The 16,057-nt window shown below is 68.9% G+C and carries 12 protein-coding genes and 1 tRNA gene; 8 read left to right on the top strand and 5 right to left on the bottom strand.

Annotated elements, in window-relative coordinates:
- Nucleotides 1-77: 77 nt before the first annotated feature.
- A tRNA-Gly gene (locus QE363_RS02120) sits at nt 78-152 on the bottom strand.
- A 131-nt stretch (nt 153-283) separates the two neighbouring features.
- Between QE363_RS02120 and QE363_RS02125 the strand changes: the two genes are divergently transcribed.
- From QE363_RS02125 to clpS, 4 genes are all read left to right on the top strand, one after another.
- Nucleotides 284-1,045: a hypothetical protein gene (locus tag QE363_RS02125; protein WP_309691389.1), complete on the top strand. Its 762-nt coding sequence runs from the start codon at nt 284-286 to the stop codon at nt 1,043-1,045.
- Complete coding sequence (locus QE363_RS02130) at nt 936-2,489, top strand: DNA polymerase Y family protein (protein ID WP_309691390.1); 1,554 nt, start codon at nt 936-938, stop codon at nt 2,487-2,489. The genes QE363_RS02125 and QE363_RS02130 overlap by 110 nt, the downstream gene beginning before the upstream one ends.
- 254 nt (nt 2,490-2,743) lie before the next feature.
- Nucleotides 2,744-6,037, top strand: coding sequence for an error-prone DNA polymerase (locus tag QE363_RS02135; protein ID WP_309691391.1), 3,294 nt, complete (start codon nt 2,744-2,746; stop codon nt 6,035-6,037).
- A 114-nt stretch (nt 6,038-6,151) separates the two neighbouring features.
- Nucleotides 6,152-6,508, top strand: coding sequence for an ATP-dependent Clp protease adapter ClpS (gene clpS / locus QE363_RS02140; RefSeq protein WP_307104689.1), 357 nt, complete (start codon nt 6,152-6,154; stop codon nt 6,506-6,508).
- Nucleotides 6,509-6,542: 34 nt separating this feature from the next.
- Here clpS and QE363_RS02145 read toward each other — a convergent pair whose 3' ends face one another.
- Nucleotides 6,543-7,487: an FAD-dependent oxidoreductase gene (locus QE363_RS02145; RefSeq protein WP_309691393.1), complete on the bottom strand. Its 945-nt coding sequence runs from the start codon at nt 7,485-7,487 to the stop codon at nt 6,543-6,545.
- A 314-nt stretch (nt 7,488-7,801) separates the two neighbouring features.
- Here QE363_RS02145 and katG point away from each other — a divergent pair, with 314 nt between their 5' ends.
- Nucleotides 7,802-10,063 carry a catalase/peroxidase HPI gene (gene katG, locus QE363_RS02150; protein WP_309691395.1) on the top strand — a complete coding sequence of 754 codons (2,262 nt, stop codon included), beginning with the start codon at nt 7,802-7,804 and terminating at the stop codon, nt 10,061-10,063.
- 57 nt (nt 10,064-10,120) lie between these two features.
- Nucleotides 10,121-10,468 (top strand): DUF393 domain-containing protein, encoded by a 348-nt coding sequence (locus QE363_RS02155; RefSeq protein WP_309691396.1) that lies wholly within the window; start codon nt 10,121-10,123, stop codon nt 10,466-10,468.
- A gap of 1 nt (nt 10,469) precedes the next feature.
- Here QE363_RS02155 and QE363_RS02160 read toward each other — a convergent pair whose 3' ends face one another.
- Complete coding sequence (locus QE363_RS02160) at nt 10,470-11,204, bottom strand: Crp/Fnr family transcriptional regulator (RefSeq protein ID WP_309691398.1); 735 nt, start codon at nt 11,202-11,204, stop codon at nt 10,470-10,472.
- 163 nt (nt 11,205-11,367) lie between these two features.
- On the opposite strand from QE363_RS02160, the gene murA reads away from it, so the two are divergent.
- Nucleotides 11,368-12,648, top strand: a complete 1,281-nt coding sequence (gene murA, locus QE363_RS02165) for a UDP-N-acetylglucosamine 1-carboxyvinyltransferase (protein WP_307101873.1) — start codon at nt 11,368-11,370, stop codon at nt 12,646-12,648.
- A gap of 94 nt (nt 12,649-12,742) precedes the next feature.
- Here murA and QE363_RS02170 read toward each other — a convergent pair whose 3' ends face one another.
- Nucleotides 12,743-13,516, bottom strand: a complete 774-nt coding sequence (locus tag QE363_RS02170; protein ID WP_309691401.1) for a LytTR family DNA-binding domain-containing protein — start codon at nt 13,514-13,516, stop codon at nt 12,743-12,745.
- A gap of 438 nt (nt 13,517-13,954) precedes the next feature.
- On the opposite strand from QE363_RS02170, the gene QE363_RS02175 reads away from it, so the two are divergent.
- Complete coding sequence (locus QE363_RS02175) at nt 13,955-14,197, top strand: hypothetical protein (RefSeq protein ID WP_309691404.1); 243 nt, start codon at nt 13,955-13,957, stop codon at nt 14,195-14,197.
- Between the two features lie 262 nt (nt 14,198-14,459).
- On the opposite strand, the gene QE363_RS02180 is transcribed toward QE363_RS02175, so the two are convergent.
- Complete coding sequence (locus QE363_RS02180; RefSeq protein WP_309691407.1) at nt 14,460-16,052, bottom strand: cisplatin damage response ATP-dependent DNA ligase; 1,593 nt, start codon at nt 16,050-16,052, stop codon at nt 14,460-14,462.
- Nucleotides 16,053-16,057: the final 5 nt, after the last annotated feature.

Consider the following 16,057-nt stretch of genomic DNA (forward strand, 5'->3'; position numbering starts at 1 on the left):
AAAGGGCGACATGCAAGTGATGTGAGATTTTATGGGATCGTCGCTGGCGACAAAGGCGATCTCTTCCGAGAGATCGCTGGAGCGGGCGAAGGGATTCGAACCCTCGACCCCAACCTTGGCAAGGTTGTGCTCTACCCCTGAGCTACGCCCGCTCTGGCGTTCCGAACCGGCTGACCGGCTGGGGTGAGGCGGGCTATTAGATGTGGGTTTCGAATCCGGCAAGCACTTTTTTCAATTTTTTTACGGCTGGCGACTCCGTCAACAGAACATTACAAGAACATATATGGAGGAGCCCTTTGCCCTGATCGATCGTCTGCGCCGCGCGGCCGCGCTGGTGGAGCAGGCGCGTGACGGCGAAGAGGGGAAAGGAAAAGGCGCGCCGCCCCGGCTGGCGCGGGCGCAACTCCATGAGGTTCATGCGCTTTCCCAGGAATCGGCGGCCAGCGGCGCAGGGTTCGCGATCGGATGCGTGCTGGCCGGCGCGGCGCGGCCGACCCTGTGGCTGCGCACCGAGGCGGCGGAGCGGCAGGGCGGGCGACTCCATGGGCCGGGGCTGATCGCGATGGGGCTCGACCCCGCCGAACTGGTCGTGGTGGTGGTCGCCGACGATGCCGCGCTGCTCCGCGCCGCCGCCGATGGCGCGCGCTGTCCGGGGCTGGGCAGCGTCATCGCCGAGGGCTGGGGGGCGATACGCGGGCTCGACCTCACCGCCTCGCGCCGGTTGATGCTGGCTGCCGAAGCCTCGGGCGTGATGATGATCCTGTTGCGGGTGGGCGGGCAGGTCGTGCCCAGCGCGGCCGCGACCCGCTGGTCGGTCGCGCCCGCCCCGTCGCGCGCGCTCGCCGCCGATGCGCCGGGGGCGCCCGCCTATGATCTGGAATTGCTGCGCCGACGGGGAGGGCCCGCGGGCGCCCGGTGGCGTGTGGAGTGGAACCGTGACACGCAGAGCTTCGATCCCGCGCCGCTATCTGGCCCTCGTCTTCCCCTGGTTGCCGATCGAGCGGTTGCGGGCACGCCGCCCGCACCTGTTCGTGGCGCGGGGTGACGCGCCGATCGCCTTTGCCGAATCGGTGGGCGGGGCGATGCGCCTGGCCGCGCTCGACCCGGCGGCGGTGGCGGCGGGGCTGTCGGTCGGGCTGACGCTGGCCGATGCGCGCGCGCGGGTGCCCGAGGTCGAGGTGTATCCCTATGATCCGGCGGCGGACGCCGACTGGCTGGAACGGCTGGCCGAGGGCGCGCGGCGGTACAGCCCGGCGGTGGCGCTCGACCCGCCACAGGGGCTGGTGCTCGATTCGGGCGGAGCGGACCATCTGTTCGGCGGCGAGCGCGGGCTGGCCGAGGATATCGAGACGCGGATGGCCAGGCGTGGCATCACCGTCCGGCTGGCTTATGGCGACACGCCCGAGGCGGCGCGCGCGCTGGCGCGGCATGCGGGGGCGCCCGCCCCGGACGAGATGGGCGCGATCCGCCGCCTGCCCGTCGCCGCGCTGGAGCTGGACGAGGATGGCTGTGCGGCGCTGGTCGCGGCGGGGCTGAAGTCGGTCGGCGATGTGCTGGCGCGGCCGATGGCGACGATCGCCGCGCGATTCGGGCGCGAGGCGGCCACCGCGCTCCGGCGGCTGACCGGCGAGGAGGACAGCCCGCTGACCCCGCGCGTCGTCGCGACCCCGATCGCGGTGGAGCGCCGCTTTGCCGAGCCGGTGGCGCGGACCGAGCATATGCTGGCGGTGCTGGAGGAACTGGCGGGAGAGGCGGCGCGCGCGCTGGAAGAGCGGCATGAGGGCGGCCGCCGCTGGGACGCGCGCCTGTTCCGTGCCGATGGCGAGGTGCAGGCCTTGCGCGTCGAGACGGGGCAGCCGACGCGCGACCCGGCGGTGCTGCTGCGGCTGTTCCGCGAGCGGATCGAGGCGCTGGCCGATCCGCTCGACCCCGGTTTCGGCTATGACCTGATCCGGCTGGACGTGGGGCTGGCCGAGAAGCTGGACGCGGTGCAGTTGCGGCTGGAGGGGGGCGAGGCCAGGACCGAGGCGGTCGCCGCGCTGATCGACCGGCTGGGCACAAGGCTGGGGCGCGAGCGGGTGCGGCGAATCCATCCGCGCGACAGCCATATGCCCGAACAGGCCGAATTGCTGCTGCCCGCAACCGACCCGACCCCCAGGGCCGAATGGACCCGGCCCGAGCCGGGCGAGCCGCCGTCGCGCCCCATCCACCTGTTCGATCCGCCCCAGCCGATCGAGTCGCTCGCCGCCGAAACGCCCGACGGCCCGCCCGCGCGCTTTCGCTGGCGGCGCAAGCTGCACGACGTGGCGCGCGCGGAAGGGCCCGAGCGGATCGCGGGCGAATGGTGGCGCCGCGCCGACATGGCGCCGCCGACCCGCGACTATTACCGGGTGGAGGATGTGCGCGGGCGGCGCTTCTGGATCTTCCGCCACGGGCTTTACACGGAGACCGAGCGGCCGCGCTGGTATGTGCACGGGCTGTTCGCGTGAGGGAGGGTGACCCTTTTCCTCCCCTGCAAGGGGAGGTGGCAGCGCATAGCGCTGACGGAGGGGTGTCGCGCTTTCGAGAAGAACGATATTTCTGTAACGCACCATCCCGGCGAAGGCCGGGATCCAGTTGGGGTGACGTCGGCCCATCATTCCCATCGGTGCGAAACTGGACCCCGGCCTTCGCCGGGGTGGGGCGTGTGGGGCTGGGAAGATCGAGTTTCGCCACGATCTCGCCAGCACGGGCAGAACCGTAAATGCCCGCCTTCGCCGAACTGGTCGCGGCGACGCATTATTCCTTTCTCGACGGGGCGAGTCCGGCCGAGGATATGGTGGCCCGAGCCTATGAGTTGGGCCTCAACGGCATCGGCATCGTCGATCGCAACACCGTCGCAGGAGTCGTGCGCGCCCTCAAAGCCTGGCGAAAGGCCTGCACGTCAGCGGCGGAGATCGGCGGATCCCCGCCACCGACCCTGGTCGTGGGCGCGCGGCTGGTCTTTGCGGACGGCACGCCCGACATCGTCGCCTATCCGGTCGACCGCACCGGCTGGGGGCGGCTGACCCGGTTGCTGACGCTGGGCAACAAGCGCGCGAGGAAAGGCGGCTGCATCCTGGGGCTGGGCGATCTGATCCGCCATGCCGAGAATCTGCTGCTGATCGCGCTGCCGGAATCCTCCGCGCGGCCCTGCGAGCCGATGCCGGATGCGATGCTGCCGCCCCGGCGTGCCGATCCGGGGCTGGCGGCGACGCTCGACCGGCTTGTCGCGGCGGCGCCGGGGCGGGTGTGGCTGGGCGTGACCATGCCGAGAGGGGGCGCGGACCGGCGGCGGCTGGCGGCGCAGGCGGCGCTGGCCGAGGCGCGGGGCGTGCCCCTGCTCGCGACCGCCGATGCACTGTTCGCCGAACCCGCCGACCGACCGGTACAGGATATACTGACCTGTATTCGCGAAGGCCTGACCATCCGCACCGGCGGACGGCGGCTGGCGGCCAATGCCGAACGCCACCTGAAGCCCGCCGCCGAAATGGTACGGCTCTTCGCCGACCGGCCGGGGGCGGTGGACGAGAGTATCGCGATCCTCGACCGGATCACATTCCGGCTGGAGCACCTGTCCTACGACTATCCGCATGAGCCGGTGCCCGAGGGGTGGGAGGCGCAGGACTGGCTGGACGAACTGGTCCGGCGGGAGGCCGCCGCGCGGTTCCCCGAGGGCGTTCCGGCCCGGTTACGGGATACGCTGGACATGGAACTCGCGCTGATCCGCGAGCGCCACTATGCGCATTACTTCCTGACCGTGCACGACGTGGTGAGCCATGCGCGCGGCTTGAAGCCGCCGATCCTCTGCCAGGGACGCGGCTCGGCGGCCAATTCGGCGGTATGCTGGATATTGGGCGTCACCTCGGTCGATCCGACCCGGCATGACCTGCTCTTCTCGCGCTTCGTATCGGCCGAGCGGGGCGAGCCGCCCGATATCGACATCGATTTCGAACATGAGCGGCGCGAGGAGGTGATCCAGTATATCTATAACCGCTATGGCCGCCACCGCGCCGCCATCGCCGCGACCGTCATCCATTATCGCCCGCGCAGCACGGTGCGCGAAGTCGGCCGCGCGCTGGGGCTGAGCGAGGACGTCACGCAGCGGCTGACCAGCACCGTCTGGGGCAGCTTTTCCCGACACTTCGAGGAGAAGCGGTTCCACGAAACCGGCTTTTCCCCCGACAATCCGGAGATCGCCCGGCTGCGCATGCTGGTCGACCGGCTGCTGGGGGCACCGCGTCACTTATCACAGCATGTCGGCGGCTTCGTGCTGACGCAAGGAAGGCTCGACGAGACGGTGCCGATCCATAACGGCGCGATGGAGGGGCGGACCTTCATCGAATGGGACAAGGACGATATCGACGAGCTGAAGATCATGAAGGTCGACATATTGGCGCTCGGCATGCTGACCTGCATCCGCAAGGCGTTCGACCTGATGGAGGCCAACGGGATGCCGCGCCCCGACCTCACCGATCTGGCGCAGGAGGAGGATGATCGCGTTTACGCGATGCTGCAAAAGGGGGACAGCATCGGCGTGTTCCAGGTGGAAAGCCGCGCCCAGATCAACATGCTGCCCCGGTTGAAGCCGAAGGAATTCTACGACCTGGTGGTACAGGTCGCGATCGTCCGGCCGGGGCCGATCGAGGGGGACATGGTTCATCCCTATCTGCGCCGCCGCGCGGGCAAGGAGCCGGTCAGCTATCCGTCCCCGACCAAAGGTCCGGCGGACGAATTGCGGACGCTGCTCGGCAAGACCTATGGCGTGCCGCTGTTCCAGGAACAGGCGATGAAGCTGGCCATCACGGCGGCGGGATTCACGCCGGACGAGGCCAATGGCCTGCGCCGCGCCATGGCGACGTTCCGCAATGTCGGGACCATCAAGGGTTTCCGCGAAAAGATGATCGGCGGCATGGTCCGGCGCGGATACGAACCCGACTTCGCCGAGCGGTGTTTCAAGCAGATCGAGGGGTTCGGCTCCTATGGCTTTCCCGAAAGCCATGCGCTGTCCTTCGCGCGGCTGGTCTATGTTTCGGCCTGGCTGAAATGCCATCAGCCCGCGATCTTCACCTGCGCGCTGCTCAACGCCCAGCCCATGGGATTCTATGCCCCCGCCCAGCTGGTCCGTGATGCGCGCGAGAACGGGAAGGTCGAGGTGCGGCCGGTCGATGTGAATCACAGCGGCTGGGACAATCGGCTGGAGCGGCGCGCGGACGGTCGCTTCGCGCTGCGGCTGGGGTTCCGGCAGGTCGACGGGTTTCGCGAAGCCTGGGGTAACGCCATCGCCACCCACGCCCCTTACGAATCCATCGAATCGGTCGCGATCCGCGCGCAGCTTCCCCGTCGTGCGCTCGACCTGCTGGCACAGGGGGACGCCTATCGCTCGCTGGGGCAGGGGCGGCGCGAGGGGCAGTGGGAGGCGCGGCGGATGAAGGCGGCGCAACTGCCGCTGTTCGCCGCGATGCAGGCCCCCGAAATGGCCGCCGAGCCCGAGGTGACGCTGCCGCCGATGACGCTGTCCGAACAGGTCAGCGCCGATTACCGCGCGACCCGATTGTCGCTGAAGGGACATCCGATGGCATTCCTGCGCGCCGAACTGGCGGCGGAGGGGGTGTTGTCCGCCGCCGACCTCCGCAATCTGCGCGACGGGCGGCGGGCGAAGGTGGCGGGGGTGGTGCTGGTCCGCCAGCGGCCCGGCAAGGGCCATGCGATCTTCGTCACGATCGAGGACGAGACGGGAATCGTCAACGCGCTGCTCTGGGCGCGTGATTTCGAGGCGAATCGGCGCGCGGTGATGGCTTCGCGGTTGATGCTGCTCCACGGCGTGGTCCAGCGCAGCGAGGAGGGCGTCGTCCATCTGATGACCGCCGGTGTCGAGGATCGCAGCGCGATGCTCGCCCGGCTGGAGGATGTGCCCGCCGCGCCGACCCGCTCGCCCGATCCGCGCGGGCCGGTCGCGCCGCGCGGGGTGCATCCGCGCGACGTCCGCCTGCTCCCCCGCTCGCGCGATTTTCATTGAAGGCGGCAATTTCTGCGACGGCGACCCGCCGAAGGACTTGTGCCCACCCCCCGCCATGCCATATTTTACCTCATCATGGCCCTGAACAACGATCTCCTCACCCCGCCTTCGGGGATGACCGGCAATGGGCCGGGGCGCGGGCCCGGCCAGGGCCCCGATCATGGCGACGATGACGGTTCCGGCCTGGGCGTCGCGACCCGCACCCGCGCACGGACCAAGCAGCCGACGCCGTACCGGGTGCTGATGCTCAACGACGATTATACCCCGATGGAATTCGTCGTGCTGTGCCTTCAGCGGTTTTTCCGGATGAGCATGGACGATGCGACCCGCGTGATGCTGCACGTGCACCAGCGCGGGGTCGGGGTGTGCGGCGTCTTCTCCTATGAAGTCGCCGAGACGAAGGTGGCGCAGGTCATCGACTTCGCGCGCGCCAACCAGCATCCGCTTCAGTGCACGCTCGAAAAGGCGTGACCATTCGCGGGTGAGGGGGATGCCCCCCCCTTCGCTATCCCGACGACAGACCGTCCGCCGCCTGCCGACCGGACATCCAGGCGCTCTCCACGCGCGGCGCGATCAGCCAGTCGCCGCACGCCGCCAGCGCGATGTCGGGCCGGACATGCGTGCCCGTCCCGCCCTTGGCCGAACGGGCATAGCGCCAGCGATGTGCCGCGGCATGGATCGGCGGCGGCAATGACCCCGTCTGCTCCTCGAAAGCGCGCAACAGCGATGCGGTGACCGAGGCGGCATCGCGCTCCAGATGCCGTCGCGACCAGTCCTCGGTCGCGTGGATCGTCCAGGCCTCGCCGCCGCCATGCCCCGGCTTGGCGGGGTTGCGCGCCGCCCAGTCGATCGGCTCGCGAAGGGCGGGCACGTCCGCCACCGACAGCCGGGTGTCGAATCCCAGCATCACCGTCCAGCAGGGCGCCGAAGGGCAGGCGGCGGCGCGCTGTACCAGTCCGGGGTCATGCGCGGCGATCAGCGGGCCGACCTGTTCGGCCGGGATCGCCAGCACCAGCGCGTCGAACGGCCCTTCCCGGCCGTCGTCATGGACCAGCGTCCAGCCCGTCGCATCGCGCGCGACCGAGCGGATATGGGTCGACCAGCGGACCGGATGCGCCCCGGCCATATGCGCCGGGATCGTCGCCATGGCGGGCGTGCCGACCCAGGCATCCGCCCCGGCGGCAGGCCAGCGCGCCACGATTCCCGCTTTTTCCCAGTCGGCGACCTGGGCCCTGAAAAGCGGATCGCGCGCGGTCAGATATTGCGCGCCGTAGTCGAAGGCGAAGTCGAGCCCTTCGGCGAAAACCGTCTTGCTCGACAGGCGGCCGCCGGGGCGGCGTCCCTTGTCGAACAGCTGGACGTCGCATCCCGCCTCTGCGGCTCGCGCGGCGCAGGACAGCCCGGCCCCCATGCCCGCCCCGATGATCGCCATCGATCGCATCGTCGCCATTCTCCATTGCGGCCTGCCCGCTCGCACGGGCTCCGTGCGGCTACGCATCGCGGCCGCAAATGATCCGCATCAGCGGCGCAAGCAACCGACTTGATCCATGATGATTTTTTTAACCGCCACCGCCCCCGCGAAAGGATCGACCGCTCCATCGCGACGTTGTTGCGCGCGAAGATCGGCGGGCTCGTCCGCCGGTCGGGGACGACATGCCGCCAACGCCATCGCATGGCGGGGATGGGGACTGACCTTCATCTTGCCAGCATGTCACTGTGTTTCAGTGATTTTCTTTCCCGCTCCGACACGCATGAGGCCAAGGCATGGAAGACTATAAGACGGTTCTCGAAGGCAAGTGCCCCTTTGGCGGGGACCGGATCGGCGGTGCCTTCACCACCCCGCCGACGCTGGCGGACTGGTATCCCAATCGCCTGCGCGTCGAGCAGCTTCACCGCCATGGCCCGCGCGCCAATCCGCTGGGCGAGGCGTTCGACTATCGCGCCGCCTTTGCCCGGATCGATTTCGAGGCGCTGAAGGCCGAGATCAAGCAGTTCCTGACCAGCTCGGTCGCCTGGTGGCCGTCCGACTATGGCAATTACGGGCCGCAGATGATCCGCATGTCCTGGCACTCGGCGGGCAGCTATCGCATCGCCGACGGGCGCGGCGGCGCGGGCGAGGCGATGCAGCGTTTCGCGCCGATCAACAGCTGGTGGGACAATGGCAATGTCGACAAGTCGCGTCGCCTGCTCTGGCCGATCAAGCAGAAATATGGCGCGGCGCTGTCCTGGGCCGACCTGATTGTCCTGACCGGCAATTGCGCGCTCGAGATCATGGGGCTGCCCACCTATGGGTTCGGCGGCGGGCGCGAGGATGCGTGGGAGGCCGACGATGCGGCCTATTGGGGGCCGGAGGTCTTCGACATGACCCAGGTCGATTCGTTCGACGAGATGGTCAATCGCGACAAGCGGTGGCGCGGGGAGAATAGCGACGCCGATTACGACCTGGAACAGCCGCTTGCCGCCTCGCACCAGTCGCTCATCTATGTGAACCCCGAAGGCCCCTATGCGAACGGCGATCCGATGGCCTCGGCGCGGGACATCCGCATCACCTTCACCCGGATGGCGATGAACGACGAGGAGACGGTGGCGCTGATCGCGGGCGGTCATGCCTTCGGCAAGAGCCATGGCATGGTGAAGGCCGACCGGATCGGCGCGCCGCCCGAAATCGCCCCGATCGAGGAGATGGGGCTGGGCTGGCACAATCCCGAGGGCACCGGCAATGCCGAATTCACGATGACCAACGGCATCGAGGGCAGCTGGACCCAGAACCCGACCCAGTGGGACAACAGCTATCTGGAAAATCTGCTGGGCCTGGAATGGGAACAGACGCGCAGCCCGGCGGGCGCGCTGCAATGGACGCCGGTCGACGGTGACGCGCCGCGCACCCCCGATGCGCATATCGAGGGCAAGACCCATAAGCTGATGATGATGACCAGCGACATCGCGCTGAAGGTCGACCCTGTCTATCGCCCGATCTGCGAGCGGTTCCTGGCCGATTTCGACTATTTCACCGAGCAATTCTCCAAGGCGTGGTACAAGCTGACCCACCGCGACATGGGCCCGCGCGAACGCTATGTCGGGCCCGAGGTGACGATCGAGCCCGACCTGCTGTGGCAGGACCCGATTCCGGTCCGCGACCATCCGCTGATCGACGGGGCCGAGATCGCGCAGCTCAAGCAGCAGATCCTGGATTCGGGCCTGTCGGTGTCGGACCTGGTCTTCACCGCCTTTTCCGCGGCCGTCACCTATCGCGACAGCGACAAGCGGGGCGGCGCCAATGGCGCGCGAATCGCGCTGGCCCCGCAAAAGGACTGGGCGGTCAATCGCCGCACCGTGCCCGTGGTCGCCAGACTCCGGGAGCTGATGGCGGCGTTCAACGAAGCGGCGATGGACGGCAAGCGCGTGTCGCTGGCCGACCTGATCGTGCTGGGCGGTTGCGCGGCGGTCGAAAAGGCGGCGGCCGATGCCGGTTTCGCCGAGGCGGTGCCGTTCGGCGCGGGACGGCGCGACACCACCGACGAACTGACCGACGCGGACAGCTTCGAATGGCTCAAGCCCGTGGTCGACGGCTTCCGCAACTATGTCGACGATCAGTTCGCGACGATCACCCGGGGCCGCGTGTCGCCCGAGCAACTGTTCCTCGACAAGGCGGCGCTGCTGACGCTCAGCGCCCCCGAATGGGTCGTGCTGGCGGGTGGCCTGCGGGTGCTGGGGGCCAATTGGGACGGGTCGCAGGACGGGCTGTTCACCGACCGGGTGGGCGTGCTGACCAATGATTTCTTCCGCGTGCTGACCAGCATGGACTATGTCTGGACCCGGCGCGACGATGCGGGGCTGCGCTTCACGCTCGACGACCGCGACAGTGGCGAGACGCGATTCACCGCGACGCGCAACGACCTGATCTTCGGCACCAATTCGCAGCTGCGCAACATCGCCGAGGTCTATGCCGCCGAGGACGGCCAGCGCCGTTTCGTCCGCGACTTCATCGCGGTGTGGAACAAGGTGATGACCGCCGATCTTTTCTGATGGCAGGCGGCGGCCCCGGACAGGCCAGGGCCGCCGCCTTCACCGGGTGAGGAGCCCATGAGCCTGACCGTCTGGTACGACGCCGCCTGTCCGTTGTGCCGTCGCGAGATCGCGATGATGCGGCGGCTCGACCGGCGCGGGCGGATCGCGTTCGTCGCGATCGACGAAGGTTCGTCTTGTCCGATCGATCGTGAAGCTTTGCTCGCCCGTTTCCACGCGCGCGAGGATGGGCGGATGCTGTCGGGCGCGGCGGCCTTTGCCGCGATGTGGCGGGCCATCCCGCTGCTGCGCCCGCTGGGGCTCGCCGCGCGCAATCGGGTCGCGCTGGGGGTGCTGGAGGCGGCCTATCTGCGCTTCCTGAAGGTCCGCCCGCATCTGCAACGGCTGGCGGGCGGGCGCGGCTGACCTATCGGCCGGGCGGCAGCCAGCTCAGGTCCAGCCCCTCGAACCGGTCGACATAGCCCGCCTCGCGCACCAGCCGCTGCTCGGCGAGCAGGAACACCCGGCCGCCCTCGCGCCGGATCAGCCCCTCATCCTCCAATTGCCGCAGCATCCGGTTGACGTGCACGGCGGTCAGGCCGATCGCATCGCCCATCTCCTCCTGGGTCAGCCCCAGCGTGAAGGAGGTGGAGACATCGATCCCCGCCTGGCGCATCTGCGCGCGCAGCGACAGGAGCAGCGTCGCGACCCGCGCGCGCGCCGTGGTGCGGCCCAGCCCCGCCAGCCGGTCGGTGGTGATGACCCGCTCGATCTGGTTGAGGACCAGGAACAGGCTGAGCAGCCGGGGATGTTCGGCGGCGATGGAGGTGACCAGCGTCCGGTCGAACGAACAGACGACCGCGTTCGACACCGCCACGATCGTATCGGGCGACCGGCCATAGACCAGGGTCGACAACGCGAAGAGGTCGCCGGGAAACAGGAAGCGCACGATCTGGCGACTGCCGTCGTCGAGCAGGACATAGCACATCAGCATGCCCTGCTGGACGATATACAATTCTTCGCTGCGCGCCTGTTCGTCCATCAGCACGCCGCCGCGCTTGATCGACCGGGGCCGCTCTTCCAGACGCGCCAGGGTCTGGCGTTCCGCCGGGGTCAGCGTAACCCAACGATTGAGGCGATCAGCAAGGCCGCTTTTTGACACTGACACTCCATCCCCCCAAGCGGTGGAATGCCTTAGCCATCAAGGCCGATCCCTCGCATTAATATCGATCAACCGGCCCTATTCTTGCTTGTCGGGGGTTTCGACGGTCCGGACGCGCGCGACCCTTGGCGGTGGCGCGCGCGTCCGCTAGGAGGGCGGGTCTATGGACCGTATCCTCATTCGCGGCGGCAACCGGCTGTCGGGCCGCCTGAAGATCTCGGGCGCGAAGAACGCCGCGCTCACCCTGATGCCCTGCGCGATCCTGACCGACGAGCCGGTGACGCTGCGCAACCTGCCGCGGCTGGCCGATGTCGACGGGTTCGGCCATCTGCTGAACCAGATCGGCGCGTCGACGCGGGTCGAGGGGACGCGGCCCGAGGATTTCGGCCGGGTCATGACGATCCGGGCGGGCCAGCTTTTCTCGACCGAGGCGCCCTATGACATCGTGCGCAAGATGCGCGCGTCGATCCTGGTGCTGGGCCCGATCCTGGCGCGCGCGGGCGAGGCGCGGGTGTCGCTGCCCGGCGGCTGCGCGATCGGCAACCGTCCGATCGACCTTCACCTGAAGGCGCTGGAGGCGATCGGCGCGGAGATCGAACTGACCGCCGGCTATGTGAAGGCTAGCGCGCCGGGCGGTCGCCTGTCGGGCGGTCGCTATACCTTCCCGGTGGTGTCGGTCGGCGCGACCGAGAATGCGCTGATGGCCGCCGTGACGGCCAAGGGCACCTCGGTGCTGGGCAATGCCGCGCGCGAGCCCGAGATCGTCGACCTGTGCCGGTTGCTGATCGCGATGGGCGCGCGAATCGACGGCGTCGGCACCGAGACGCTGACCATCGAGGGTGTCGACCGGCTGCACGGCGCCACCTACTCGGTCATGCCCGACCGGATCGAGGCGGGCTCCTATGCCTGTGCCGCGGCGATCACCGGCGGCGACCTGGAACTGGTCGGTGCCTGTGCCGACGACATGCGCGCGACGCTCTCCGCGCTGACCGAGGCGGGGGTGACGGTCGAGGAAGGCCGCGATTCGATCCGCGTCGCCGCCAACGGCCCGCTCCAGCCGCTGACCCTGTCGACCGCGCCCTATCCGGGCTTCGCCACCGACATGCAGGCGCAGTTCATGGCGATGCTGTGCAAGGCCGAGGGCACCAGCACGCTGACCGAGACGATCTTCGAGAATCGCTACATGCACGTGCCCGAACTGGCGCGGATGGGCGCGGACATTCAGGTGCATGGCCGCACTGCGATGGTGAAGGGGGTCGAGAAGCTGACCGGCGCGCCGGTGATGGCGACCGACCTGCGCGCCTCGATGAGCCTGATCCTGGCGGGTCTGGCCGCCGAGGGCGAGACGGCGGTGTCGCGCGTCTATCACCTCGACCGGGGTTACGAGCGCCTCGAAGAGAAGCTGTCGGCGGTCGGCGCGGATATCGAGCGCGTCGGCGACTGATCCGATCCTCCCCGGGCCGGGCCTGGGGAGGGGATCGCCGCGAAGCGATGGTGGAGGGACGAAGCGGCCTGGCCATGGCCTCTCCGCCAAGCCGCTACCACCAGCCCTCGGCCTCCAGCACCGGCACCATCGCGCGCGAGACCCGCGCCTCCACCCCGCCGGTCAGGACCAGTCGCACGCCGCGACCTTCGCGATGCGCCTCGCGGACGGCCGCGCGCGCCACCCACCAACTGCGATGCACCTGCGCGCCGACCAGGGGGGCGACCTCCTGCACCGCGTCGCGCATCCTCAGCAGGATCAGTTCCGACCCATAAGCGCCGTGGACGCGCAGATAATGGTCCTCCATTTCCAGCGCGACGATGTCGGGGCCGAAGCCTGGAGGCAGGCGGCCCAGCAGCGCGGGGCGGGGATCGGCAACGGGTAGCGCGGATTCGGGCGCGGATTCGAGCGTGGGGGGCTCCGGCGCGACACGCCGCCGCCGTTGGCCGTACCACAGCAACAGGCTGGCCAGTCCCCCGATCACCAGCACATTGCCATAGAGCAGCAGCGCCTGATCCCCGTCGGGCCAGCGCGGCGGCAGGCCCAGCCGCCCGACCCACCAGACGATGACGCTCATCGGCCCGCTGGCGAGGATCGCGGCGGCGGCCCAGCCCGCCATTTCGGGCAGGTGCAGCCGCGCCGCCACGGTCAGTGCGCCCGCCATCATCGGCTTGTACAGCGCATAGCCCGCCAGCATCAGCGCGATCCAATAGATCAGCCGATGGGCGAAATGCGCATCGAACGTCCCGAACGGTCCCAGCACCGCCAGCAGCAGCCCCACGCCGATCATCAGCGCGATATCGATCACTAGGCGGCGCGAACGGGGCATCACGGGCTTGTGCCTATGGCCAATTGGCGCTTCGCGAAATGGCAAATCGGCCGCTCCACGAAGCGGAACCGCCGATCCGCGCAAGACCGCTGGCGAACAGGCGGCGCGACGGCAGGAAGGGACGAACCCGTTTCCGATCAGGATATCGACCGATGACCAGCCTTTCGATCGCCGCCCCGAACTGCCGCCGTTCCGATATATCCCCCGCGCTGCGCCTCGCGATCCTGGTCGCGGGCGGTACCTTGTCGCTGATGGCTATGGCCGCCATGGCGCGGGGGGCGCTCGGCCTGTCACCGACGCTGGCGCGGGCGCATGACGTGGCGGTGTGGATTCACCTCGGCTCCGTACTGCCCGCGTTGTCGCTGGGGCTGTATGTGCTGCTGGCGCGCAAGGGCGATGCGCGGCACCGGATGCTGGGCAAGCTGTGGAGCGGGGCTGATGGCGGTCGCGGCGCTGTCGGCGCTGGCGTTGCGCGACCTGAATCACGGGCAGTTCAGCGTCATCCACCTCTTCGTGCCGGTTACGCTGATCGGACTGTGGCGCGCGATCGCGGCCGCCCGCGCGGGGCGGATCGATACGCATCGCAAGGTCATGGTCGGCCTGTATCTGGCCGGGCTGATCGGCGCCGGTTCCTTCGCCTTCCTGCCCGGTCGTGTCATGGGAACGTGGCTGTTCGGCTAGGTCGGATCGACATCCAGCCATGCCTTTCCGTCCCTCGCCCCTCGCAGAGGGGAGAGGGTTGCACAGACTTGGCCTTTGCGAAAGCAAAGGCTTAGTCGGAGCTGGGTGAGGGGTGGGCGCTCGCTTTACGAGCGCGCGAGCCGAAGGCTCGCTCGACCCCTCACCCAAGCTGCGCTAGCCAGCAGGCTGGCAAGCTCCGCTAACCCTCTCCCCTTTCCAGGGGAGAGGGGGAGGAAGACGCAATCGTGAATGGCGATCGGCCCTAGGTCACCAGCCGCTTGAGCGTCTCCACCCGGTCGGCCTCTGCGGCGGGCTTGTCGGTGCGGATGCGGGCGATTCGGGGGAAGCGCATCGCGACGCCGGATTTGTGCCGCTTGGACTCGTGGATCGAATCGAACGCGATCTCCAGCACCAGCGTCTTCTCGACCTCGCGCACGGGGCCGAAGCGCTGCACGGTATGCGCGCGCACGAAACGGTCGAGTTGCCGCAACTCCTCGTCGGTGATCCCCGAATAGGCCTTGCCGACGGGGAGCAACTCGCCCTCCTCGGTCCAGCAGCCAAAGGTATAGTCGCTATAATAGCTCGACCGGCGACCATTGCCGCGCTGGGCATACATCATCACGCAATCGGCGGTCAGCGGATCGCGTTTCCATTTGTACCACAGGCCGACCCGCCGCCCGCCGCTATAGGGCGAATCCCGACGCTTGAGCATCACCCCCTCGATCGCGGCATCGCGGGCGGTGGCGCGCAGGGCCTCCAGCGCGGTGAAGTCCTCCGCCTCGATCACCGCGCTGACGTCGAATCGGTTGGGGTCGAGTTTCGCCGCGAACGCCTCCAGCCGCTGGCGGCGCTCGGTCCAGGGGAGGGCGCGGACATCCTCGGTCCCGTCGACCAATATGTCATAGAGCCGGACGAAGGCGGGGTAGTCGGCCAGCATCCTGGCCGACACCGTCTTGCGCCCCAGCCGCTGTTGCAGCGCGTTGAAGCTGGCTGCGCCGCCGCCATCCTCCAGCGTACCGCCCTGATGCTCGCCCTTGACCAGCAATTCGCCATCGACCGCACCCACCGCGTCGAAGGCGCTCGCCACATCGGGAAAGGCGTGGGTCACATCGTCGCCGGTGCGGCTGTAGAGTCGGGTCTGGCCCGCGACATGGACGATCTGCACCCGGATGCCGTCCCATTTCCACTCGGCGGCATAGTCGGTCAGGTCGACCCGCAGATCCTCCAGCGGATGCGCCAGCATGAAGGGGCGGAAGACCGGCACGTCGGCGGGCGTCGGCTGCGCGCCCTTGCCCTCGCCCCAGGCGAACAGTTCGGCATAGGGCGGCGACAGGCCATGCCAGACCTCTTCCACCGCGTCGACGTCCAGCCCGAAATGCAGCGCGAAGGCGGTCTTGGCGAGCCGGGCGGACAGGCCGATGCGCAGCCCACCGGTCGCCATCTTGAGGAGCGCGAACCGTTCCTCCGCACTCGACCGGTCGAGCATGTCGGCCAGCACGGCGGGGGCGTCCGAGCGGGAGAGGTGGCGCAACCGCTCGACCACCGCGCTGACCGAGAGGGGTTCGGGGTCCAGCGGCCGGTCGGGCGCGGGCCAGAGCAGCGCGACCGTCTCGGCGGTGTCGCCGACATAGTCGCGGCTCATGCGGAACAGCACCGGGTCGACCCGCTGCTCGATCAGCGCGCGGATCAGCGCGGGCTTGACGCCGGGCAGGTCGAGATCGCCGGTCAACGCCGCCATCGCCCAGCCCCGGTCGGGGTCGGGCGTGGCGGCGAGGTAATCCGCGACCAGCTTCAGCTTGGCGTTGCGCGACCGGGTATAGATCAACGCATCGAGCAACGCCGCGAATTCGCGCATCGGCG

The organism is Sphingomonas sp. SORGH_AS_0870 (assembly GCF_031453175.1).
Lineage (GTDB): Bacteria > Pseudomonadota > Alphaproteobacteria > Sphingomonadales > Sphingomonadaceae > Sphingomonas.